Source organism: Embleya sp. NPDC020886, assembly GCF_044333915.1.
GTDB lineage: Bacteria > Actinomycetota > Actinomycetes > Streptomycetales > Streptomycetaceae > Embleya.
Map to the genome: position 1 here is coordinate 128,711 of NZ_JBIRRX010000011.1, position 20,761 is coordinate 149,471.

Annotated in this window: 17 protein-coding genes; 11 read left to right on the forward strand and 6 right to left on the reverse strand. The window is 72.1% G+C overall.

Annotated elements, in window-relative coordinates; translation table 11 throughout:
- Positions 1-39: 39 nt before the first annotated feature.
- Entirely contained in the window at positions 40-1,998 is a 1,959-nt protein-coding gene (locus ACH4U8_RS32200; protein WP_395781920.1) for a fibronectin type III domain-containing protein, read from the forward strand.
- Between the two features lie 85 nt (positions 1,999-2,083).
- Complete coding sequence (locus ACH4U8_RS32205; protein WP_395781922.1) at positions 2,084-4,174, forward strand: fibronectin type III domain-containing protein; 2,091 nt, start codon at positions 2,084-2,086, stop codon at positions 4,172-4,174.
- A gap of 128 nt (positions 4,175-4,302) precedes the next feature.
- On the opposite strand, the gene ACH4U8_RS32210 is transcribed toward ACH4U8_RS32205, so the two are convergent.
- On the reverse strand, positions 4,303-4,905 hold the full coding sequence (locus tag ACH4U8_RS32210; RefSeq protein WP_395781924.1) for an HDIG domain-containing metalloprotein: 603 nt from the start codon (positions 4,903-4,905) through the stop codon (positions 4,303-4,305).
- A 401-nt stretch (positions 4,906-5,306) separates the two neighbouring features.
- On the opposite strand from ACH4U8_RS32210, the gene ACH4U8_RS32215 reads away from it, so the two are divergent.
- The 4 genes from ACH4U8_RS32215 to ACH4U8_RS32230 all read left to right on the forward strand — a co-directional run bounded on the left by ACH4U8_RS32215 (position 5,307) and on the right by ACH4U8_RS32230 (position 9,530).
- On the forward strand, positions 5,307-5,942 hold the full coding sequence (locus ACH4U8_RS32215; protein WP_395781926.1) for a hypothetical protein: 636 nt from the start codon (positions 5,307-5,309) through the stop codon (positions 5,940-5,942).
- Positions 5,943-5,952: 10 nt separating this feature from the next.
- Positions 5,953-6,660: a TetR family transcriptional regulator gene (locus tag ACH4U8_RS32220; RefSeq protein ID WP_395781928.1), complete on the forward strand. Its 708-nt coding sequence runs from the start codon at positions 5,953-5,955 to the stop codon at positions 6,658-6,660.
- A gap of 33 nt (positions 6,661-6,693) precedes the next feature.
- Positions 6,694-8,766 carry a HelD family protein gene (locus ACH4U8_RS32225; protein ID WP_395781930.1) on the forward strand — a complete coding sequence of 691 codons (2,073 nt, stop codon included), beginning with the start codon at positions 6,694-6,696 and terminating at the stop codon, positions 8,764-8,766.
- Between the two features lie 125 nt (positions 8,767-8,891).
- A complete protein-coding gene (locus ACH4U8_RS32230) occupies positions 8,892-9,530 on the forward strand; it encodes a GDSL-type esterase/lipase family protein (protein WP_360309200.1) in 639 nt (212 codons plus the stop codon).
- 24 nt (positions 9,531-9,554) lie between these two features.
- Here ACH4U8_RS32230 and ACH4U8_RS32235 read toward each other — a convergent pair whose 3' ends face one another.
- Positions 9,555-10,352: a maleylpyruvate isomerase family mycothiol-dependent enzyme gene (locus ACH4U8_RS32235; RefSeq protein ID WP_360309198.1), complete on the reverse strand. Its 798-nt coding sequence runs from the start codon at positions 10,350-10,352 to the stop codon at positions 9,555-9,557.
- Positions 10,353-10,670: 318 nt separating this feature from the next.
- Here ACH4U8_RS32235 and ACH4U8_RS32240 point away from each other — a divergent pair, with 318 nt between their 5' ends.
- Entirely contained in the window at positions 10,671-11,516 is an 846-nt protein-coding gene (locus ACH4U8_RS32240) for an SAM-dependent methyltransferase (RefSeq protein WP_395781932.1), read from the forward strand.
- Between the two features lie 31 nt (positions 11,517-11,547).
- Here the strand turns inward: ACH4U8_RS32240 and ACH4U8_RS32245 are convergent, their stop codons facing one another.
- Positions 11,548-12,444, reverse strand: a complete 897-nt coding sequence (locus ACH4U8_RS32245; protein ID WP_360309194.1) for a Gfo/Idh/MocA family oxidoreductase — start codon at positions 12,442-12,444, stop codon at positions 11,548-11,550.
- Positions 12,445-12,608: 164 nt separating this feature from the next.
- Between ACH4U8_RS32245 and ACH4U8_RS32250 the strand changes: the two genes are divergently transcribed.
- Positions 12,609-13,643, forward strand: coding sequence for an LLM class flavin-dependent oxidoreductase (locus tag ACH4U8_RS32250; protein ID WP_395781934.1), 1,035 nt, complete (start codon positions 12,609-12,611; stop codon positions 13,641-13,643).
- A gap of 117 nt (positions 13,644-13,760) precedes the next feature.
- Here the strand turns inward: ACH4U8_RS32250 and ACH4U8_RS32255 are convergent, their stop codons facing one another.
- Both ACH4U8_RS32255 and ACH4U8_RS32260 read right to left on the reverse strand, forming a co-directional pair.
- Positions 13,761-15,278, reverse strand: coding sequence for an MFS transporter (locus tag ACH4U8_RS32255; protein WP_395781936.1), 1,518 nt, complete (start codon positions 15,276-15,278; stop codon positions 13,761-13,763).
- Between the two features lie 156 nt (positions 15,279-15,434).
- Positions 15,435-16,133, reverse strand: coding sequence for a TetR/AcrR family transcriptional regulator (locus tag ACH4U8_RS32260; protein WP_360309188.1), 699 nt, complete (start codon positions 16,131-16,133; stop codon positions 15,435-15,437).
- A gap of 494 nt (positions 16,134-16,627) precedes the next feature.
- Here ACH4U8_RS32260 and ACH4U8_RS32265 point away from each other — a divergent pair, with 494 nt between their 5' ends.
- Both ACH4U8_RS32265 and ACH4U8_RS32270 read left to right on the forward strand, forming a co-directional pair.
- Positions 16,628-17,803 carry a hypothetical protein gene (locus tag ACH4U8_RS32265; protein ID WP_395781938.1) on the forward strand — a complete coding sequence of 392 codons (1,176 nt, stop codon included), beginning with the start codon at positions 16,628-16,630 and terminating at the stop codon, positions 17,801-17,803.
- 76 nt (positions 17,804-17,879) lie between these two features.
- Positions 17,880-18,374 carry a DUF1203 domain-containing protein gene (locus tag ACH4U8_RS32270; RefSeq protein ID WP_395781940.1) on the forward strand — a complete coding sequence of 165 codons (495 nt, stop codon included), beginning with the start codon at positions 17,880-17,882 and terminating at the stop codon, positions 18,372-18,374.
- Here the strand turns inward: ACH4U8_RS32270 and ACH4U8_RS32275 are convergent.
- A complete protein-coding gene (locus tag ACH4U8_RS32275; RefSeq protein WP_395781942.1) occupies positions 18,346-19,026 on the reverse strand; it encodes a TetR/AcrR family transcriptional regulator C-terminal domain-containing protein in 681 nt (226 codons plus the stop codon). The genes ACH4U8_RS32270 and ACH4U8_RS32275 overlap by 29 nt on opposite strands.
- 323 nt (positions 19,027-19,349) lie before the next feature.
- Between ACH4U8_RS32275 and ACH4U8_RS32280 the strand changes: the two genes are divergently transcribed.
- On the forward strand, positions 19,350-20,759 hold the full coding sequence (locus tag ACH4U8_RS32280) for an MFS transporter (protein ID WP_379991287.1): 1,410 nt from the start codon (positions 19,350-19,352) through the stop codon (positions 20,757-20,759).
- The last annotated feature ends 2 nt before the right edge of the window (positions 20,760-20,761 follow it).

Consider the following 20,761-nt stretch of genomic DNA (forward strand, 5'->3'; position numbering starts at 1 on the left):
ACGTCCACCCACATCGCTTCTCCACGCACGGAGGCAGTAGTGGCACGCGTTTCGCATGTTCCGCGAGCGAAGTCCCCTCGCCGCGGACGCCCCACCCTCGCCGCCCTCGCGGCGTTCACCCTGGCCGGCGCCGGTCTGACCGTCGCCGTGGCCGGCAGCGCACAGGCCGCCGACAACCTGGTGAGCAATCCCGGCTTCGAGGACGGCCTTTCCGGTTGGACCTGTTCGGCCGGCTCCGGCGCCGCGGTGAGCACCCCGGCGCATACCGGCACCGGCGCGCTCAAGGCCACCCCGGCGGGCGCCGACAACGCCCGATGCGCGCAGACCGTCACGGTGTTGCCGAACTCGGCCTACACGCTGAGTGCCTGGGTCCAGGGCAGCTACGTCTACCTGGGCGCGACCGGCACCGGCACCACCGACCCGTCCACCTGGACACCGGGCGCCGGAACGTATCAGCAACTCACCACCACGTTCCGCACCGGCCCCTCGACCACCTCGGTCACCGTCTACACACACGGCTGGTACGGCCAACCCGCCTACTACGCCGACGACATCACCCTCGCCGGCCCCGGCGGCAACACCCAGATCCCGGCCGTCCCGACCGGCCTGGCCGCGGGTGCGCCGACCGCCACGAGTGTCCCCCTCTCGTGGAACTCCGTCCCCGGCGCGACCGGTTACAACGTGTACCAGAACGGCACCAAGGTGCAGTCGGTCACCGGGACCAGCGCGACCGTCACCGGCCTGACCGCGAACACCGCGTACGACTTCCAGGTCAGCGCGAGCAACTCGGCCGGCGAGTCGGCCAAGTCGGCGTCGGTCACCGCGACCACCACCGGCGGCGGCACCCAGATCCCGGCCGTCCCGACCGGCCTGGCCGCCGGCACCCCGACCTCGTCGAGCGTGCCGCTGTCCTGGAACTCCGTTCCCGGCGCCACCGGTTACCACGTGTACCAGGACGGCACGAAGGTGCAGTCCGTGTCCGGGACGAGTGCGACGGCCGTCAACCTGACCGCGTCCACCTCCTACAACTTCCAGGTCAGTGCGAGCAACTCGGCGGGTGAGTCGGCCAAGTCGGCCGCGGTGACCGCGACCACCGGCACCGGTGGCGGCGGCGGCCAACTGCCCAAGCACGTGCTCACCGGCTACTGGCAGAACTTCAACAACGGCGCCACCATCCAGACCATCGCCCAGGTGCCCGCCGAGTACGACATCATCGCCGTCTCGTTCGCGGACGCCACGAGCACCCCCGGCGGCGTCTCGTTCACCCTGGACCCGGCGCTGAACTACTCCGAGGCGGCGTTCAAGGCCGACATCGCGGCCAAGAAGGCGGCCGGCAAGAAGGTGATCATCTCGGTCGGCGGCGAGAAGGGCACCGTCTCGGTCAACAGCTCCTCGTCGGCGAACAACTTCGCGAACACGCTGTACACGCTGATCCAGACCTACGGCTTCGACGGCGTGGACATCGACCTGGAAAACGGCATCAACTCCACCTACATGTCCCAGGCGCTGCGCTCGTTGTCCGGCAAGGTCGGCGCCGGCCTGGTGATCACCATGGCCCCGCAGACGCTGGACATGCAGTCCACCGGCACCGAGTACTTCAAGACCGCGCTGGCGATCAAGGACATCCTGACCGTCGTCAACACCCAGTACTACAACAGCGGCGCGATGCTCGGCTGTGACGGCAAGGTGTACAGCCAGGGCACGGTCGACTTCATGACCGGCCTGGCCTGCATCCAACTCGAAGGCGGCCTGGCCCCCTCGCAGGTCGGCCTCGGCCTGCCCGCCTCCCCGCGCGGCGCCGGATCCGGCTACGTCTCGCCGGGCGTGGTCAACAACGCGCTCGACTGCCTCGCCAAGGGCACCGGGTGCGGCACGTTCAAGCCGAGCAAGACCTACCCCGGCCTGCGCGGCGCGATGACCTGGTCGACCAACTGGGACGCCCTGAACGGCAACCAGTTCTCCAACACGGTCGGCCCGCACCTCGACACGCTCCCGTAGCGCGTCGCGCCCGGGCCGGACCACGCGACCGGCCCGGGCGCGGCCCCACCTTGCTCCGTTCCGTCCCGACCACGCGAGGAATCCCATGTCCGGATCCACCAGCGTTCGTCCCCCCAAACGGCTGCGCTCCCTCGTCGCCGCCGCAAGCACCGCCCTGTTGACCGCCGCGATGCTCACCGCCGCCGGCGGCACCGCCGATGCCGATGTCGCGGCCGCGGCCGAACTCGTGCAGAACGGCGGCTTCGAATCCGGTCTGACCGGCTGGACGTGCAGCGCCGGCAGCGGAGCCACCGTCAGCACCCCCGTACACGGCGGGACTTCGGCCCTGAAGGCGACCCCGGCCGGCAGCGACAACGCGCGCTGCACGCAGACGGTCGCCGTGCTGCCCAACTCCGACTACGTGATCTCCGGCTGGCTGCGCGGCAGTTACGTCTACCTCGGCGCGACCGGCACCGGCACCACCGACCCCGCCACCTGGACCGGCTCCGCACCGGACTGGACCCGGCTGAGCACCACGTTCCGCACCGGCGCGAACACCACGTCGGTCACCCTGTACACGCACGGCTGGTACGGCACGGGCGCCTACCACGCCGACGATCTGTCGCTGACCGGCCCCGGCGGCACCCAGATCCCGGCCGCGCCCACCGGCCTGGCCGCCGGCGCGCCCACCGCCTCCAGTGTGCCGCTGACCTGGAACGCGGTGCCCGGGGCGACCGGTTACAAGGTCTACCGCGACGGCGCGTTGGCCCAGACGGTCACCGGCACCGGCGCGACCGTCACCGGCCTGGCCCAGGGGACCACGTACAGCTTCCAGGTCACCGCGACCAACACCGCCGGCGAGTCGCCCAGGTCGGCCGCCGTGAGCGCGACCACCACGGGCGTCGTCGAAGTCCCGGCCACTCCCACCGGCCTCGCCGCCGGCACCCCGACCGCGACCACCGTGCCGCTGTCCTGGAACGCGGTGCCCGGGGCGACCGGCTACAAGGTCTATCGCGAGGGCGCGCCGGACCTGACGGTCACCGGGACCGGCACGACGGTGACCGGCCTGGCCGCGTCCACCGCGTACAGCTTCCGGGTCAGCGCGACCAACTCGGCCGGCGAGTCGGCCAAGTCGGCGGCCGTCACCGCCACCACCGGCTCCGACGGCGGAGGCGGCCAACTGCCCCCGCACGCCCTGGTCGGCTACCTGCACGCGAGCTTCGCCAACGGCGCGGGCTACACCAAGATGGCGGATGTGCCCGCGAGTTGGGACGTGATCAACCTGTCCTTCGGCGAGCCGACGTCGGTCACCTCCGGTGACATCCGGTTCGTGCGCTGCCCGGTCACCGAGTGCCCGAGCGTGGAGAGCGACGCCGACTTCAAGGCCGCCATCCGGGCCAAGCAGGCGGCCGGCAAGAAGGTGCTGATCTCGATCGGCGGCCAGAACGGCCAGGTGCAACTGTCCACCACCGCCGCACGGGACAAGTTCGTGCAATCGGTCGGCGGGATCATCGACGAGTACGGACTCGACGGCTTGGACATCGACTTCGAGGGCCACTCGTTGTCGCTGAACACCGGTGACACCGACTTCAAGAACCCGACCACGCCGGTGATCGTCAACCTGATCTCGGCGGTCAAGACGCTCAAGGCCAAGTACGGCAGCCGGTTCGTGCTCACCATGGCACCCGAGACGTTCTTCGTGCAGATGGGCTACCAGTACTACGGCTCCGGCCAGTGGGGCGGCCAGGACCCGCGCTGCGGCTCCTACCTGCCGGTCATCTACGCGTTGCGCGACGACCTGACCCTGCTGCACGTCCAGGACTACAACTCCGGCTCGATCATGGGCCTGGACAACCAGTACCACAGCATGGGCGGCGCGGACTTCCACATCGCGATGACGGACATGCTGCTCACCGGCTTCCCGGTCGCGGGCAACACGAACAACGTGTTCCCGGCGCTGCGACCCGACCAGGTCGCGATCGGCATGCCGGCCTCGGTCCAGGCGGGCAACGGATGGGTGTCCACCACCGAGGTGAACAAGGCACTCGACTGCCTGACCAAGGGCAGCAACTGCGGCGGCTACACGCCGCACGGCGTGCGACCCACCCTGCGCGGACTGATGACCTGGTCGATCAACTGGGACCGCTTCAACAACCTGGAATTCTCCAAGAACTTCGACAACTACTTCGGTAGCTGAGCCGCTCGGCTGCCGCCGTCCCCCGGCAGCCGAGCCCCCGACGACCCCCGCCGCCGGACCCATGAGAGACCGGCGGCGGGCCGGTCACCCCCGGCGGTGACGCCCAACAGCCGTCGTGGCGGCCCCACTCAGGTGACGCGATGGCCGAACTCGGCTGACAGCGCGTCGAGTTCGGGAGTGCCGAACTCGTCTGCCAGGGCCTGGAAGGCGACCACCTTGTCGTCCCCGAAGCGCCGAATCTTCGCGGCGAACGTGTCCGGGCGCAGGAAACGCGGCGGGTTGGACTTGCTGTGGAACTTGTCCGCGTACATCACCAGACGTTCCTCGACCGACTCGGCGAGATAGTCGTCCACCGGGATCGGCAACTGCCGGCTCAGCACGTCGTCCCGGGTCAGTCCGACGCCGGTGTGACACGAGCAGAACCGGTGCAGCGACTCGGGCAGGCCCTCCTTGCGCAGGATCTCCACGCCGAGCAGTCCGTGCCGTACGTAGTTGGCGCCGTCCAGTCGGCCGTCCTCGTCGTAGAGCCGGTAGACCCCGATGTCGTGCAGCAGGCACCCGGCTCGGACCAGGTCCCGGTCCACGCCGGCGCCGGCGGGTCCGTCGAGCAACTGCTCGGCGATCCGCCAGACGATCCCGCAATGGGTGTGCACCTTTTCGAAGGCCGCTCGGGTCGGCGCGTACGCCCGGTGCAGTGCGGTGACCTCGGCGACCGTCGGAACGTGTGACATCCGGGGAGCTTAGCCGAGGGACCGTCTGGTTTGTCCGGATGGGCGGCGGATCAGCATGGCGGGGGGCTTCGGCGATCGGCGGGCGCGGGTGGGACCGACGCCGTCGTGGCGCGGTGGGAAAGGTCCGGGAATGCGTGCTGTGCGTGTGTGAACGGGCCTTCACGCAGCGCGAGTTCGATGTCGGAGCGCCCCGACGGGTACCCTCGTGGTTGCCTGATGTTCGCCCGGTCGATCCTGCGGGGGCATCACGGGATCAGGCACCGTGGAGGGGCGACGGCCGGCGACGTGCCGGTGCCGGGCCGGCAGTGTCTGCCGATGGGGCGGACGCCGGCGGGTGCGGCATCGAGGGTCGGACGGGTCCGTCCGCGACCGACGGCCATCCCAGCGAACCAGGACACGCGATGACCCCGACCACGCTCGCAGGGCCCGCTCCCGCCGGGCGCACCGACCACCACACGTTCATCGCGATCGAGGGGCCGCCCGGCGCGGGTGGCGCCGCGCTCGCCGACACCCTCGGCACCGCGCTCGGCTGCACGCCGATCGCCGGGCGTGCCGAATCGATCCGCCTCGACGCCCGCGCCGGATACGGCCTCGGTCTGGCCGGGCTGCTCCGGGCCGATGAGCTGGTCAAACGACAGCGCTCGGCCGGGCCGGTGATCGTGCACACGTGGGCGGCCGGCGTCGCCGCCGACGGCGCGGTGATCTACCGGGCCGACGGGAGCAGGCTCAGCGCCCAGGTCGCCGAATACCGGGCCGTGCTGGAGGAGCCGACCGTCACGGTGCACCTGACCGCGTCGGCCCGCACACTGCGCGACCGACTGTCCGCGCAGCAGGTGCTCTCCGCCGACGACCGGGGCTGGCTGACCCGCCGCGGCGCGCTGGAGCGCATCGCCGAGGCCCATGTCGCGCTCGCGCTCGAAGCCGACCCGAGGCACGCGATCGTGGTGGACATCGACGGATGCGGAGCGCGGTCGGTGGCGGACGTGGTGTTCGCCGGACTGCACGCGCGCGAGATCGGCGTCGTGGACGCGGCGTAGGGTGCCGCGCATGAGCGGTGAGATGGGATTGCGCGAGCGCAAGCGGCAGCGGATGGCGGCGACGATCTCCGATGTCGCGATCGCCCTGTTCCTGGCGAAGGGCTTCGACCGGGTGTCGGTCGCCGAGGTCGCGGAGGCCGCGGAGGTCTCCAAGCCGACGCTGTTCCGGTACTTCCCGACCAAGGAGGACCTGGTGCTGCACCGGTTCGCCGACCACCAGGACGAGGCCGGTCGGGTGGTGGCCGGTCGGCCCGAGGGCGTCTCGGCGCTGACGGCGCTGCGCCTGAACTTCCTGGCCGGACTGGATCGGCACGATCCGGTCACCGGGCTCAGCGACCAGCCACAGGTGCTGGCCTTTCATCGGCTGCTGTACGGGACCCCGAGCCTGGTGGCCCGGCTGTACGCGTACACCGAACGCTCGGAGGAGGCACTGGCCGACGCGCTGGCCGCCGCGGCGCCCGCCGCGAACGCCGACCCGGAGGCGGCCGACGGGCCGGGCGGGGACCGGGACGCGGGCGCGGACGAGGACACGATGCAGGCCCGGTTGGCGGCCGGGCAGATCATCGCGGTGCAGCGCATCCTGGCCCGGGAGAACTGGCGGCGGATCGCGGCGGGCGAGCGCGCGGCGGCGCTGCATCCGGTGGCCCGGGCGACGGCGGAACGGGCCTTCGATCGACTGGCCGGGGGGTTGGCCCGCTATACGAGCGTTACTCGGTAACATTTTTAACCGAGTTGCATTATCCTGGTCGGCATGACGCCACTCGATGCCGAACTCGGCCGGGAGCGCGCCTACCACGAGGTCTGCCGCGAGGCGATGGCCGCGATGGTCGCGGGCGCCACCGAACACGTGCGCACCGGCGCCGACGTCTCCGCCTCCGGCGCGGATGCCGAGGCGCTCGGATACACCCTGCGCAGCCGCGCCCGTGAGATGGACGAACTCCCGGACACCCCACTGTTCTTCGGCCGCCTGGACTTCGTCGAAACGGAGGCGGCCGGCGAGCACCGCGGCGGTCGCTACCACATCGGCCGACGCCGGATCGGCACCGATCCGGCGGTCCCGCCGCTCGTGGTCGACTGGCGCGCACCGATCTCCAGGGCCTTCTACCGGGCCAGTGCCCGCGACCCGCAGGGCGTCGCGATCCGCCGCCGGTTCGGCTGGGCGCCGTGGAGCGACGGCGCCGCCGAGGACCTGACCGGCCTGGAGGACGAGCACCTCGCCGCGAGCCCCGAGCCGGATCCGGCCGACACCGGCGGCCCCGGGGCGATCCTGGCCGGCGAACTGCGCCGCCCCCGCGTCGGCCCGATGCGCGACATCGTCGCCACCATCCAGCCCGAACAGGACGACCTGGTCCGCCGCGACCCGACCGCCTCGATCTGCGTACAGGGCGCCCCCGGCACCGGCAAGACCGCCGTCGGCCTGCACCGCGCGGCCTACCTCCTCTACACCTACCCGCAGCGCATCCAGCGCGCCGGCCTGCTGATCGTCGGTCCCAACCGGGCCTTCCTGCGCTACATCTCCGAGGTGCTGCCCGCGCTCGGCGAGACCGGAATCCGGCAGACCACCATCGACGAGGAGGTCGGCCGGCAGGCGATCCGGGCCCACGACGAACCCGCCGCCGAGGTGGTCAAACACGACCCCCGGATGGCGACCGTGCTGCGCCGTGCGCTCTACGCCCGGGTCGTCGCCCCGATCGAGCCGGTCGCGGTGCCCGACGGCTCCTACCGGCGCCGGATCACCCTGGACGAACTGACCCGGATCGTCGAGGGGGTGCGCGCCGAGGATCCCCCGTACCAGGTCGGCCGGGACCGGATCCGAGCCCGCGCGGTGGCCCTGCTGCAACGCCAGGCCGAACGCAACTCCGGCCCGCCGACCGGTGCCTGGCTGCGTCGGATGGGCGGCTCGAAGGGCGTCGCCGGCTTCGTCGACCACTGCTGGCCCAGGGCGCACCCCGAGCAGGTTCTCGCCGAGCTGCTCACCGACCCGCACGCGTCGGCCGCCGTCGACGGCATCCTCACCGCCGACGAACAGCGGGCCATCCGGTGGACCCGGCCGCCGCGCTCGTGGCGCAGCGCCCGCTGGTCGGCCGCCGACCTGGTCCTGCTGGACGAGCTGGCCGGCCTGATCGAACGGCCGCCGACCTACGGTCACGTGGTGGTCGACGAGGCGCAGGACCTGTCCCCGATGCAGTGTCGCGCGCTGGCCCGGCGGATCGGCTCCGGCTCGGTGACCGTGCTCGGCGACCTGGCCCAGGGCACCACGCCCTGGTCCGCCCGCACCTGGCCCGAGCTGCTCACCCACCTGGGCCGACCCGAGGCCGAGGTGGCACCGCTGACCGTCGGCTTCCGGGTGCCCGCGGTGATCGTGGCGCTGGCGAACCGGCTGCTCGCGGGCCTGGACGTGGACGTGCCCGCGGCCCGGTCGTTGCGCGAGGACGGCGAGCTGAGCATCCGCGAGGTGGCCGACCCGATCGCCGCGGCGGTCGTGGCGGTGCGCGCCGCGCTGGAGCGGCCGGGCTCGATCGGGGTGATCGCGGACGACGCGCGGATCCCGGCGTTGGCCGCCGCGCTGGCCGCCGCCGACATCGCCACCACGACGGCGGAGGCGCCGGATCCGACCGGCGCGGTGCGGGTGACCGTCCTGCCCGCGACGCTGGCCAAGGGGCTGGAGTACGACCACGTGGTGGTGGTCGAACCGGCCGCGATCGTGGCCGCCGAGGCGCGCGGGGCGGGCCGCCTGTACGTGGTGCTGACCAGGGCGGTGTCCCGGCTGGACATCCTGCACGGCCTGCCGCTTCCGGCGCCGCTGCGGGAGGCGCCGGCCTGAGCGCGCTCGCCCGGGTCGGCACCACCCGTTCGCGGTAGCCGAGCGGGCGGCGTGCGCGCGGCGAACCTAACGTGTGGACAGGACCGCTGCCCGGACACGGCCGGTGGATCGACCCGGGAGGCACCATGACGGGCGCGAGACACGAGGTCCCGGTGATGATCGCCGGCGACTCGATCGGTCACGTCGGCAGCGGCGACCGGACCTGGCGATATCGTCTGTGGCGACACCTGCGCGCCCACGACGTGCGGCTGGACCTGGTCGGGTCCGACGACCCGCTCGGCGACATCGAGGCCGAGGTGGCCGAGCACCGACCGGACTACCTGCTGATCCTGCTCGGGGTCGACGACCTGCGGCCGAACATCGATCCGGCCCGGTTCGAGGAGAACCTGCGCGCGTTCATCTCCGACGCCCGCCGGGCCAACCCGCGTCTGCGGATCGTGCTCGGCCACGTGTTGCCCACCCATCAGGCGGGCCCGGACCCGGACTTCGCCGCCCGGGCGGCGGCCTTCAACGCGCGGATCGACGCCCTCGCGGCCGACCTGAACAGCGACGAGTCGCCGATCGTGGTGGCCACCACCGACGCCGAGTTCATCGCGGCCGACCACACCGGGGACGGCCTGCACCCGAACCCGGCCGGCGAGTACCGGATCGCGGCGGCGTTCGCCGACGTCCTCGCCGACCGTTTCCACCTCGGCGTGCACTACCCGCGCCCGTTCCCCAGGGTCTCGGACGCCTCGACGGATACGCCACCCCCGACGAATTGACGGCGGCCCCAGGGCGGTTCGGCGCTATACCGGTGGGACGAGGGTGAAGTACCGGTCGGCGGTGTCGCGGTCGCCGGTTACGGTGAGCCGGTCCACCGGGAGGCGGCCCCACAGGAAGAGCGCCAAGTCCGATGCCGTACCGGCCAGTTCGACATCACCGCGCCCCTCGGCCGGGCCGAACCGGACCTCGTCGCCGACCAGACGCAGCGCCCAGTCGCCCGGTCCGTCGGTCTGCCGGAACCGCAGGTGCTCGCCGGACCCGGGCGGCGCCTGCCCCCGCTCGCGCCGGGCCGGGACCATCACCTCGAAGTGCTGGGCGATCGCGTCCGCCGCGAGTTCGGCGTGCACCGGAGCGGCGGCGCCGACCGCCTGCTCGGCGTCCCAGCGGTGCACGGCGGCCTCGATGGTCTGCATGCGCAGCCAGAAACCGACGCTCTGCTCGGCGGACCAGGTCCAGACCGTGCGCGCGGCCGGCGTGTGGGCGAACGCGTCGGCCAACTCGCCCGCCCCGGCGGCGAACCAGTCGACCAGGCCGGGCGGCAACGGCCCCGGGGTGGGCGTGGGACCGCCCGGGGTCGGCCAGCCGGTGCGGTCCTCGGGCAGGGCGTAGATCCCGATGTCGGTGACCGGCGGCGGCTCGGCGAGTGCGGCCACGACGACCCGGGCCACGAAGCGGTGCACGCCGCCGAGGTGCACCACCAGATCGCTCATCGTCCACTCCGGACAGGACGGCACGACGGGCGCCTCGGGAGCGTTCAGACCCCGCCGCGCGGCGGCCTCGAACGCACGAACCTCACGGCGGAAATGACTGATGTGGTCCATGGATCGCATTATCGGCGAGCCGACACCCCTTTCGCCGCACCGCTCTCGCGGGTCCTCCGAAGACCTCCGGGGGGACGCGGCGCCCATCGACGGGTTGGAACGCATGGGCAGAATGCCGGAGATCGACCCTTGGTGCGTCACCTGCCACGCGCGTTCATCCGGATGGAGGCGTGGGCGAGGGGGGCGTGTACGTCGCCACCCGCGTCGGCTCGGAACGTCGCGGTTGGCCCCGGCCCGGGCGACAAAACCCGGTCCGGCACCAATAGGCTTGCCGGCAACGGGAATCGACCATTCCATCAATCCACGGTTGGAGCCTTCATGGCAGACGACTCGCAAACGGCGGACAACGCTCCGGTCGAGCCGAACGACGACTGGCGACCGGTCGGCATCGACATCTCCACGCCCAGCATCGCGCGAGTCTACGACGCGGTACTCGGCGGCAAGGACAACTACCCGGTGGACCGCGCGATAGCCGAGGCGTCGCTGGCGATCGTCCCGGAGATCGGCGATGTCGGCCGGTACAACCGGGCGATACTCGGGCGCGGTGTGCGGTACATGGCCGAGCAGGGCATCCGCCAGTTCCTCGACCTCGGCTCCGGCCTGCCCACCGTGCAGAACACCCACCAGGTGGCCCAGGAGCACTCGCCCGAGGCCCGGGTGGTCTACGTGGACAAGGACCCGATCGTGCTCGCGCACGGCCGGGCGCTGCTCGCCGAGAACGACCGGACCACGGTGGTCACCGCCGACCTGCGCGACCCGGCCGAGATCCTGAACCACCCGGACGTACGGGCCCTGATCGACTTCGACCAGCCGATCGGCCTGATGCTGGTCGGCGTCGTGCACCACCTCAACGACTCCGAGGGCCCCGAGCAGATCGTCGAGGCGTACAAGAAGGCGCTGCCGCCCGGCAGTTTCCTCTTCCTCACCCACTTCTGCGCGTCCAGCCCGGACGCGGTCGCGCTGGAGAAGGCGCTGCTCACCGACCTGGGTTCGGGGCGCTTCCGTACGATCGAGGAGATATCCGCGTACTTCGAGGGCCTGGAACCGGTCGAGCCGGGCGTGGTGTTCCTGCCGCAGTGGCGGCCGGAGGAGCCGGTCGAGGAGCCGCTGACCGTCGGTCAGAAGCTGATGGCCGGTGGCATCGCCCGCAAGCCGACGGCCTGACCCACCACACGTGATCGTCGCGGCGCGCGGCTCAGCGTGCCGCGGCGAGTTGTCGTTCGACGCGGGCGACGACCTCCTGGAGGTACAGCCCGCGGCGGACATCGCACACGTGCTCGCCCCCGTCGCGCACCAGGCTCGCGAACTCCGCGCGCAGCACCGCGAACGCGGCCCCGTCGATCGCGGTGGACAGGTCGAGCGCGGCGACCCCGGTCGCCCCGTAGACCTCCACGTCGTAGCGGTGGCCCGCCGCCGCGGCGCAACACAGCACCAGTTGGGACACCGCGCCGCCGGCGTGCACCAGTTGTACCGCCGTCCACCCGTCGCCGGGGGCATCGGCCCGCACCTCCACGACGTCGCCCAGCGCGACGCTCATCAGATCGAACGCGTGCGGCCCCACGTCGAGAATCGCCCCGCGAGCCTGTCGCCACGGCGACGCCGCGAACGGACCATCGAGGAAGGCGCCGGTGACGCAGGCCAGTCGCCCGCCGCGCCATCGGGTGTCGGCGCTCTCCAGGTGGGCCAGGAAGTCCCGTACCCGCGGCGCGTATCGAGCGCTCAACGCGACCATCGAGCCGACCCCGGTCTCGCCGATCACGTCGGCCAATCGACGGGCGCCGTCCAGGTCGTCCGCGATCGGCTTCTCCAGCAGCACCGCCTTGCCCGCCCGGGCCGCCCGCTCGGCCAGCGCGGGCTGCGCCTCGGGGGCGATCGCGAAGACCACCGCCTCGCACCGGTCGAGCAGTTCGTCGAACCGCGCGCACGCCTGGGCCCCATGGGTCTCGGCCAGTTCCCGGGCCGCCTCCGGGCGGCGCGCCCACACCGCGGCGAGCCGGGTCTCCGGCCCGTCCGCGAACACCGGCGCGTGCACCAGACTCGCCCATGGACCCGCCCCGACCAGTCCCACCGCGACCCGCTCGGCCATCGTCATCGCCTCCACCGTGCACACCACCCGACCCCGCCGAGCGAGCGTACCGGCGCGCCGAGCCCGCCCGGCCCGCGCCCCGCCGGCCCGCGGGCCGGCCGCCGTCGCTTCGACCGGCGGGGCCGCGCGGCCCTGGAGAGCTTGCGAGGACGCTGCTAGCTTCCGGCCGCATGAAGTTCTCCATGTCGCTGCCCGTGCTTCGGGACGCCGGCCACGCGCAGCCGTACCACCGCACTTTCGCGCTGGCCCGGATCGCCGAGGAGGCGGGTTTCGACACCGCCACCGTCGGCCACCACCACTTCATGCCGGGCAACATGAGCGATCCGCTCACGCTGCTGGCCGCCGTCGCCGCGCGCACCGAGACGCTGCGGGTGGGGACCGGCATCTTCCAACTCCCGGTGCACCACCCCGTGCGGGTCGCCGAACAGGTCGCCACGATCGACGAGATCTCCGGCGGCCGGGTCACCCTGGGCGTCGGGCTGGGCTGGTGGCCGCTGGAATACACCGTGCACGGATCCGACTTCCGCACCCGGGGCGCGCGGATGGAGGAGGCGCTGGAGATCCTCCGGCTGCTCTGGACCCGGGAGAACGTCGGCTACCGGGGCCGCTTCCACAACTTTCCCGAACTGACCGTGCACCCGCGCCCGGTTCAGGAGCGCATCCCGTTGTGGGTGGCGGGCGTCGCCGACGCCGCCGTCGAGCGCGCCGCGCGGCTGGGCGACGCGTGGTTGTGCGGTCCGGTGCAGTCGTTGGCCAAGGCCCGATCCTGCCTGGCGGTCTACCGGGCGGCCTGTGCGACGCACGCCCGGCGTCCGGACTGGGTGCTGCGCCGCTATGCGTGGCTGGGCAAGGATCGCCGCACGGTGGCCGAGGAGGTGCTGCCCGGATACGTCGGCGGCCTGCTCGAACACTGGCGCGAGTCGGCCGAGGACGCCGACGAGCGGGAGTTGTTCCGCCGCCTGGACGCGGGTGAACGGGTACCCGCCGAGGAGATCGCCCGCGACCGCCTGTTGTGGGGCGACCCCGAGGACGTGATCGCCCAGATCACCCGCTACCGCGACCGCACCGGCAGCGAGCACGTGCACGCCGCCTTCGGCGCGGGGCTGCCGGCCGGGGCGAGCCCGGTGTCCACGCGCGGCTCCTTCGATGAACTGGCCGCGATGATCCGGCTGTTCGGTGCCGAGGTGATCCCGGAGTTCCGCTGACCCGGGCCGCCGGCCCGAGTGTCGGTCGGGCCGGGCGCGGACATGGCGCGGGCCCCACCGCCGGTGGCGATGGGGCCCGCGCCCGGCAGTCGGTGCCGGGTGATCAGCGGTGGGCGATCAGTGCACGAGCACCGGAATCGCCGGCTCGTCCGCGTCCTCGTCGTGCGAGGCGACCACCGTGCTGTCGCCGTGCCCGACGGTGATGAACGTGAAGGCGATCGCCGAGGCCAGGGCCAGGATGCCGACCGCCCACCAGATCGCGGTGGCGTAGCCGTGCACCATGGCCTGCATGCGCAGTTGCTCGGCGCCGGCCGAGGTCACCGCGTGCGAGGCCACGTAGGCGGTGGTCGCGCTGGCCGCGATGGTGTTCAGCAGCGCGGTGCCGATCGCGCCGCCGACCTGCTGCGACGTGTTGATCATCGCCGACGCGACACCCGCGTCGCGCGGCTGCACACCGTAGGTGGCCAGGCTCATCGCCGGCATGAACGAGGTGCCCATGCCCAGGCCGAGCAGGATCTGCGCGGGCAGGATCAGCCCGACGTAGGAGCTGTCCACCTCGATCTGGGTGAGCAGCAACATGCCGACCCCGGCGGTCAGGAAGCCCGGGCCCATCAGCAGCCGGGCCGGGACCCTGGTCATCAGCCGGGCGCCGATCTGGGTCGAGCCGGTGATCATGCCCGCGATCATCGGCAGGAACGCCAGGCCGGTCATCACCGGCGAGAAGTCCTTGACGATCTGGAGGTAGTAGGTCAGGAACAGGAACATGCCGAACATCGCGATGATGGCCAGGCCCAGCGAGAGGTAGATGCCGGCCCGGTTGCGCTCGGCGATCACCCGCAGCGGGAGCAGCGGAGCCTTGACCCGGCTCTCCACGAAGACGAACGACGCGAGCAGGACGGCGGCGGCCACGAACAGGCCCAGCGTGCTGCCGGCGGTCCAACCGTGGCTCTCGGCGCGGGTGAACGCGTAGACCAGGGTGCCCAGGCCGACCGAGGACAGCACCACGCCGGGGATGTCCAGCGGCGAACGGTTGCGGGTGCCGGCGGGCTCGCGGATGACCAGGACGGCACCGGCCGCGGCGACCGCGGCGAAGGGGATGTTGACGAAGAAGGTCCAGCGCCAGTTCATGTACTCGGTGAGCACGCCGCCCAGGATCAGGCCGACCGCGCCACCACCACCGGCGATCGCGCCGAAGATGCCGAACGCCTTGGCGCGTTCCTTGCCGTCGGTGAACATCACCGCGAGCAGGGACAGCGCGGACGGGGCGAGCAGCGCGCCGAACACACCCTGGAGGGCGCGGGCGCCGAGCAGCATGCCGGTGCTCCCGGCTATGCCGCCGAGCGCGGAGGCGGCGGCGAAGCCGACCAGACCGACGATGAAGGTCCGGCGTCGACCCCACAGGTCGGCGATCCGGCCGCCGAACAGCAGCAGCCCGCCGAACGCGAGGGCGTAGGCGGTGATCACCCATTGTCGGTTGCCGTCCGAGATGCCCAGGTCGGTCTGGGCGGACGGCAGCGCGATGTTCACGATGGTGCCGTCGAGCACGACCATGAGCTGGGCGAGGGCGATGAAGACGAGCGCTTTCCAGCGCCTGGGATCGGGCATGGCGGTCTGGGGCGGAGCGGTTGCAGACATGGGTGTACTCACTTTGGGGGTGCGTTGCGACGGCGGGCGTCGCAGGGGCGGACGGTGCCCCTCGCCCACGCCGAAGTGGCGAGGCGACGGTGACGAGTTCGTAGTCGTTACGCGGTCACGCGGTATTGCGGTGAAATCGGAAGTCGGTAGGGCGCGTCAGCGCCCGGAAGGCTGCCCCTCGGGCTCGTCGGCCAGGTGTTCCAGGTCCCGCATCGCCACGGTGGAGCCGGACAGCGGGGTGGGGTCGGATGTGCACAGACCGTCGAGCAGCACGTCGAGGTGACGGTGCACGAACCGGTCGTTCACCACGCAGCCACCCATCCCGGGCAGCGGTCGGGTGAGTTGGGTGATCGCCATCAGGAGATCGCCCGAGCCGACGTCGACGCGCAGCCGGCCCTCGGCACGAGAACGCTCCATCAGCGTCTCGACCAGGTCCTCCAGCCGCGTCCGGGCGGAGATCAGCTCGGGGTGTTCCTTGTCCACGGTCGCGGACACGAGTGGGCACAGCGCCCCGATCCGCTCCCTCATCGCGCCGTGGGCGAAGCGCCGCAGGGCCGCGAAGGCCACCGGCTCCTCGGCCAGGGCCAGCTCGCCCTGCTCGGTGATCCGCTCCAGGACGGAGAGGATCACCCGGTGTGCGAGCTCGCCGCGGTCGGCGAAGTGGCGGTACAGGGTCGCGTTGCCGACTCCGGCACGGCGGGCGACCTCGTCGAACGGCACCTCGGCGCCGTGCTCGACGAACATCTCGCGCGCCGCGGCGATGATCCGCTCGCGATTGCGCCGGGCATCCGCACGAAGGCGCGGACCGCGGTCCTCGACAACGTCGGTGGCGGTGACGGTGGCGGTACTGCCCATGATCCGGCTCCTTCCTGTCGGTCCCGACCGATAACCGGGGAGTGATTCCCCGATTGTGATTCGCTCGGTTAAACGGACAGGAAGTCCCCGGATATTTCAATCAGTGATGTGACCTGGGTCACAGCCTCCGATGGCGACGGCCCGGTGCGTGATCGCCGTCGCGGCCGAGGGTGTCGGGGCGGGGCTGGAACGGTTCCGTACCCGGGCGCGTCCGTAGTAGGCGGGAGTCGCACCCGGCCCCCCGACCGCGGCTCGGCCCGCCGACCCGGAACCCGTCCGCGGTCGCGCGCGGCGGCCCGTCGGTCGCGAGAAAGCGGTTCGCCGGCCGTGACCCTGGGGGGTCTGCCACGACGTGGGGCGGCCGGCCACGACACAGGGGGACGATCCGTATCGGTATCGCCGAGCCCGGGCGCACTGCCCGGGACAACAGCGCGCGAGGTGGGGGAGGGCACGCGGCCGGTGGGACGGGGGCTGCGGAGAAAGGTGCACGTGGGGTGGCCGCCGGTGGGGTCGGCGTCCGCGAGATCGGTGTCCGCGACGAGGTGGACCCCGACGGCGGGGGTGTCGAGGGTGGGGACGTCGAGGCGGCCGAGGGGGCGCCGCCCGATGTGCCCTCGTCGCCGCGTCGGGGTCGGCTGCGGCGGCGGTGGCGGTCGTGGAGTCGGTGGCGGCGGGTCACCGTGATCGTGTTGTTATTGGTGAGTCTGCCGCTGGTGCCGGTCGGTGCCGCCGCGCTCGCGTTGCGGTTGGAGTACGCGGGCGATCCCTCGGATCAGGCCCGCAGTCGCGGCCGGGATGCGATCTGGCTGGGCCACGCGTGGGTGGACGGGCGCAAGGGCCCGGCCGAACTGGCGGTGCTGGCAAAGCGGTTGCGCGATACCGGCATCCACGACCTGTATGTGCACGCCGGCCCGCTGGAACACGACGGCACGCTGCCGGCGTCGGCGCATCCCGGGGCGCGGCAACTGGTGGAGGCGGTGCACCGCGAGGTGCCCGGTGTACGGGTGCAGGCGTGGCTCGGCGACATCGTCTCGCACGGCGGGCCCGGCCTGAACCTGACCCGTCCACAGGTGCGCGCGGCGATCACCGCGTCGGCCGCGCAGGTCCTGGACGCCGGCTTCGAGGGTGTGCACTTCGACCTGGAGCCGGTGTGGTCCGGCGACGAGGACTTCCTGACCGTGCTCACCGCCACCCACGAGATGACCCGGGCGCGCGGCGTCCCGCTCTCGGTCGCCGCCGCCCAGATCGACCCGCTGCCGTCGCTGCACAACGTGTTCCTGGCGTTGCGCGACCACCCCAAGTGGTGGTCGCAGCGCTACTTCGGCCAGGTCGCGCGCCGGGTCGACCAGATCGCGCTGATGTCCTACGACACCGCGATGCCGCTGGAGTCGTTGTACGGCGGCTACGTCGCGCAGCAGACCGGGCTCGCGCTGGAGGCGACCCCGGCCCGGGTCGACCTGCTGATGGGCCTGCCCGCCTACTACGCGAACTCGTGGGGCCACCACGGCTCGGCCGAGACGGTCGCGGCGGCGGTGCGCGGCATCCGGCTCGGCCTGACCCGAACCGACCTGCACCGACCGGCCTTCGGCGTCGCGTTGTACGTCGACTTCACCGCGACCGACACGGACTGGGCGTCCTACCGCCGCGACTGGTGCCGCCTGGACGAGTGAGCCGGGTCCCGGCAGGCCCGAACGCGGTGTCCGAATGCCGCCGGCACCGCGTTCCGGCCCCGCCCACGCTGGTGCCATGACCACCATCGCAAGCCCACCCGCCTTCGTCGTCCGAGCGATCCCCGCCGAGTTCCTCGACACGGTCCGCGCCGCCGGTACGGACGTCTCCGGCCACCCGGTCGAGCCGCGCGCGGCCGGCGGCGGCGAGCCGCTGCGCTGCTGCCTGCGCGACGCGGAACCGGGCGAGTCGCTGATCCTGTTCGGCTACGAACCCCCGCTGCCGGCAAGCCCGTACCGCGAGATCGGCGCGGTCTTCACACACGCCGAAGCCTGCCCCGGCCCGACCGACGACGGCTACCCGCCGCACTGGCGCGACCGCCCCCAGGTCTTCCGCGCCTACGACGCGCTGGGCCGCATCCACCCCACCTCGCGCGTCCACGACACCGACGCCCCCGAAGGGGCCCTCGCCGAAATCCTCGCCGACCCGGAGGTGACCCGAATCCACAGCCGCAACATCACCTACGGCTGCTACATGTTCGCCATCACCCGCCCCACCCCGGACCACGACTGATCGTCGCCGGCTCCCCGCCCACGTCCGACGGCTGTCCGTCGGTGGGTGGGGAGGCGGTGATGCCGTTCAGGACGTAGGTCAGGCCGGTGGTGAAGGTGGTGTCCCAGTCGTTCTGCAGCATGTAGTCGTTGGCGCTCAGCGTCGGGTAGCGGTCGTTCAGGTCGTGTAGCCGGCGCTGGGCGGCCTCGCGGTCCTCGGCGGAGAGGGTGAAGCCGGCTCGGGCCACGGTCGCGCCCATCAGGTGGTTGTAGAGCGCCCAGGTGGCGGAGTTCAGGCGCCGGCCGGTGAAGCCCGCCCGGACCAGGGTCGCCTGCAGGAACTCCATCCGGGCCAACAGGTTCGGGCCCAGGGTCGGTCGCTGGAGCAGCGCGGCCGACCACGGGTGCCGCAGCATGGTCGCCCGCCAGTCCATGAGCAGGGCGACGATGTCGGCCTGCCACGCGTCGGGGTCCGGGGCAGGCGCCGGTAGCGGTGTCTCCGCGAAGATCGCGTCGAGCGCGAGGTCGACCACGTCGATCTTGGTGTCCACGTGCCAGTAGAGCGTGGTGACGCCCGACCCCAGCCGCTCGGCCAGACGCCGCATGGTCAGCCCGTCGATGCCCTCCGCGTCGAGCAGGGCCACCGCCTCGCCGACGATGCGTGCCCGGGTCAACGGGGGTTCCTCGCGCGCCGCCCGGGATTCGCGCAGCCACACGCTCTGCGCGCCCCCCGCGGCCTGGCCCTTGGCGTTGCCCTGCTTGCCCTTGATGACCCAACCTCCTTGCTCTTTCCGTGACGGCGAGCCTAGTATCCTGGCCTTGTCGAACGTTGTACCAGTACTAGTACGTTGTTCTAGAGGGGCGGAAACCAGCCGTGCATCAGCGGGAGTACGAGCAGGAACACGAACGGGAACACGAGCGCGCGCCCGACCCGGAGCGGGCCGAGGCGGTGGTCGATCCGGCGGTCGATCGTCGCCACGAGCAGCGGTGGTGGGCGCTGGCCGTGATCACCCTCGCCCAGCTCATGATCGTGCTGGACGGCACCATCGTGAACATCGCGCTGCCCTCGATGCAGCAGGATCTGCACCTGTCGGACGCCGACAGGCAGTGGGCGATCATCGCCTATGTGCTGGCCTTCGGCGGGTTATTGCTGCTCGGCGGCCGGGTCAGTGGGCTGCTCGGGCATCGCCGGACGTTCCGGATCGGCCTGATCGGGTTCGCCGCCGCCTCCGCGCTGGGTGGCGCGGCCGACGGTGCGGGCACGCTGTTCGGGGCCCGCGCGCTGCAGGGGGTGTTCGCCGCGGCGATGGCGCCCGCCGCCATGTCACTGCTGACCCTGACCTTCACCGACCCACGGGACCGCGGCAAGGCGTTCGGGGTGTTCGGGGCGATGGGCGCCGCCGGTTCGGGGGTCGGCCTGCTCGCGGGCGGGCTGCTCACCGAATACCTGGACTGGCGGTGGTGCCTGTGGGTCAACGTGCCGATCGCCGGAATCGCCCTGCTGGGCCTGCCGTTCGTCTACCGCGACCGTCCCTCGGCCGGGCCCGGTCGGCTGGACCTGCCGGGAGCGTTGCTGAGCGTGGCCGGCCTCGTGGCCTTGGTCTACGGCTTCAATCGCACCGAACCACGCGGCTGGGACGACCCGTTGGTGCTCGTCCTGCTGCCCGGCGGGGTGTTGTTGCTCGGCCTGTTCGTGCTGGTGGAGACCAGGGTGCGCCATCCGCTGTTGCCGATGCGGGTGGTGGCGGACCGCGTTCGTGGTGGCGTCTACCTCACCAGCGCGTTGATGTTGGCGGCGCTGTTCGGCTGCTTCCTGTTCCTGAGCTACTACGCGCAGACCGTGCTGGGCTATTCACCCGTGCGGGCCGGGCTGATCATCATGGTGCTGGTCGCGGGCTCGCTGGTGGGCTCGATCCTGATCGCGGGCCGGCTGCTGGCCCGGGTGACCGCCAGGGTGTTGATGGTTCCCGGGCTGCTCGCGATGGCCGCCGGGTTGTTGCTCCTGTCCCGGTTGACGGCGGACAGCGCGCATGTACTGGTGCTGTATCTGGTGCCCGCGCAGATCCTGATCGGCCTGGGCCTGGGCGTCGTGCTCACCACCGCGACCAGCCTGGCCACCGCGGGGGTGGGCGCGGCCGACGCCGGAACCGCCGCGGCGACCTTCAACGCCGGACAGCAGGTGGGCGGCGCGCTCGGCACCGCGCTGTTCAACACCGTCGCCACCAGCGTCACCGCGACCTGGCTGCGCAACCACGAGGGTGCCCCGGACGCGGTCACGGCGGGCACCGTGCACGGATTCGGCGTGGCCCTGCTGGTGGCCGCCGGCATCATGCTCGGCGCGACGGTGGTCGCGGCCGTGCTGATCACCCCGCGCCCGACCGGGGACGCGCCGCCGTCCTGGTCCTGAGC

Excerpts from the sequence above, each read along its gene's own strand:
- ACH4U8_RS32270 (WP_395781940.1), top strand. The coding sequence starts at position 17,880 with ATGACCACCATCGCAAGCCCACCCGCCTTCGTCGTCCGAGCGATCCCC.
- ACH4U8_RS32255 (WP_395781936.1), bottom strand. The coding sequence starts at position 15,278 with ATGTCTGCAACCGCTCCGCCCCAGACCGCCATGCCCGATCCCAGGCGC.
- ACH4U8_RS32240 (WP_395781932.1), top strand. The coding sequence starts at position 10,671 with ATGGCAGACGACTCGCAAACGGCGGACAACGCTCCGGTCGAGCCGAAC.
- ACH4U8_RS32250 (WP_395781934.1), top strand. The coding sequence starts at position 12,609 with ATGAAGTTCTCCATGTCGCTGCCCGTGCTTCGGGACGCCGGCCACGCG.
- ACH4U8_RS32220 (WP_395781928.1), top strand. The coding sequence starts at position 5,953 with ATGAGCGGTGAGATGGGATTGCGCGAGCGCAAGCGGCAGCGGATGGCG.
- ACH4U8_RS32210 (WP_395781924.1), bottom strand. The coding sequence starts at position 4,905 with ATGTCACACGTTCCGACGGTCGCCGAGGTCACCGCACTGCACCGGGCG.
- ACH4U8_RS32225 (WP_395781930.1), top strand. The coding sequence starts at position 6,694 with ATGACGCCACTCGATGCCGAACTCGGCCGGGAGCGCGCCTACCACGAG.
- ACH4U8_RS32260 (WP_360309188.1), bottom strand. The coding sequence starts at position 16,133 with ATGGGCAGTACCGCCACCGTCACCGCCACCGACGTTGTCGAGGACCGC.
- ACH4U8_RS32215 (WP_395781926.1), top strand. The coding sequence starts at position 5,307 with ATGACCCCGACCACGCTCGCAGGGCCCGCTCCCGCCGGGCGCACCGAC.
- ACH4U8_RS32230 (WP_360309200.1), top strand. The coding sequence starts at position 8,892 with ATGACGGGCGCGAGACACGAGGTCCCGGTGATGATCGCCGGCGACTCG.
- ACH4U8_RS32235 (WP_360309198.1), bottom strand. The coding sequence starts at position 10,352 with ATGGACCACATCAGTCATTTCCGCCGTGAGGTTCGTGCGTTCGAGGCC.
- ACH4U8_RS32245 (WP_360309194.1), bottom strand. The coding sequence starts at position 12,444 with ATGACGATGGCCGAGCGGGTCGCGGTGGGACTGGTCGGGGCGGGTCCA.
- ACH4U8_RS32205 (WP_395781922.1), top strand. The coding sequence starts at position 2,084 with ATGTCCGGATCCACCAGCGTTCGTCCCCCCAAACGGCTGCGCTCCCTC.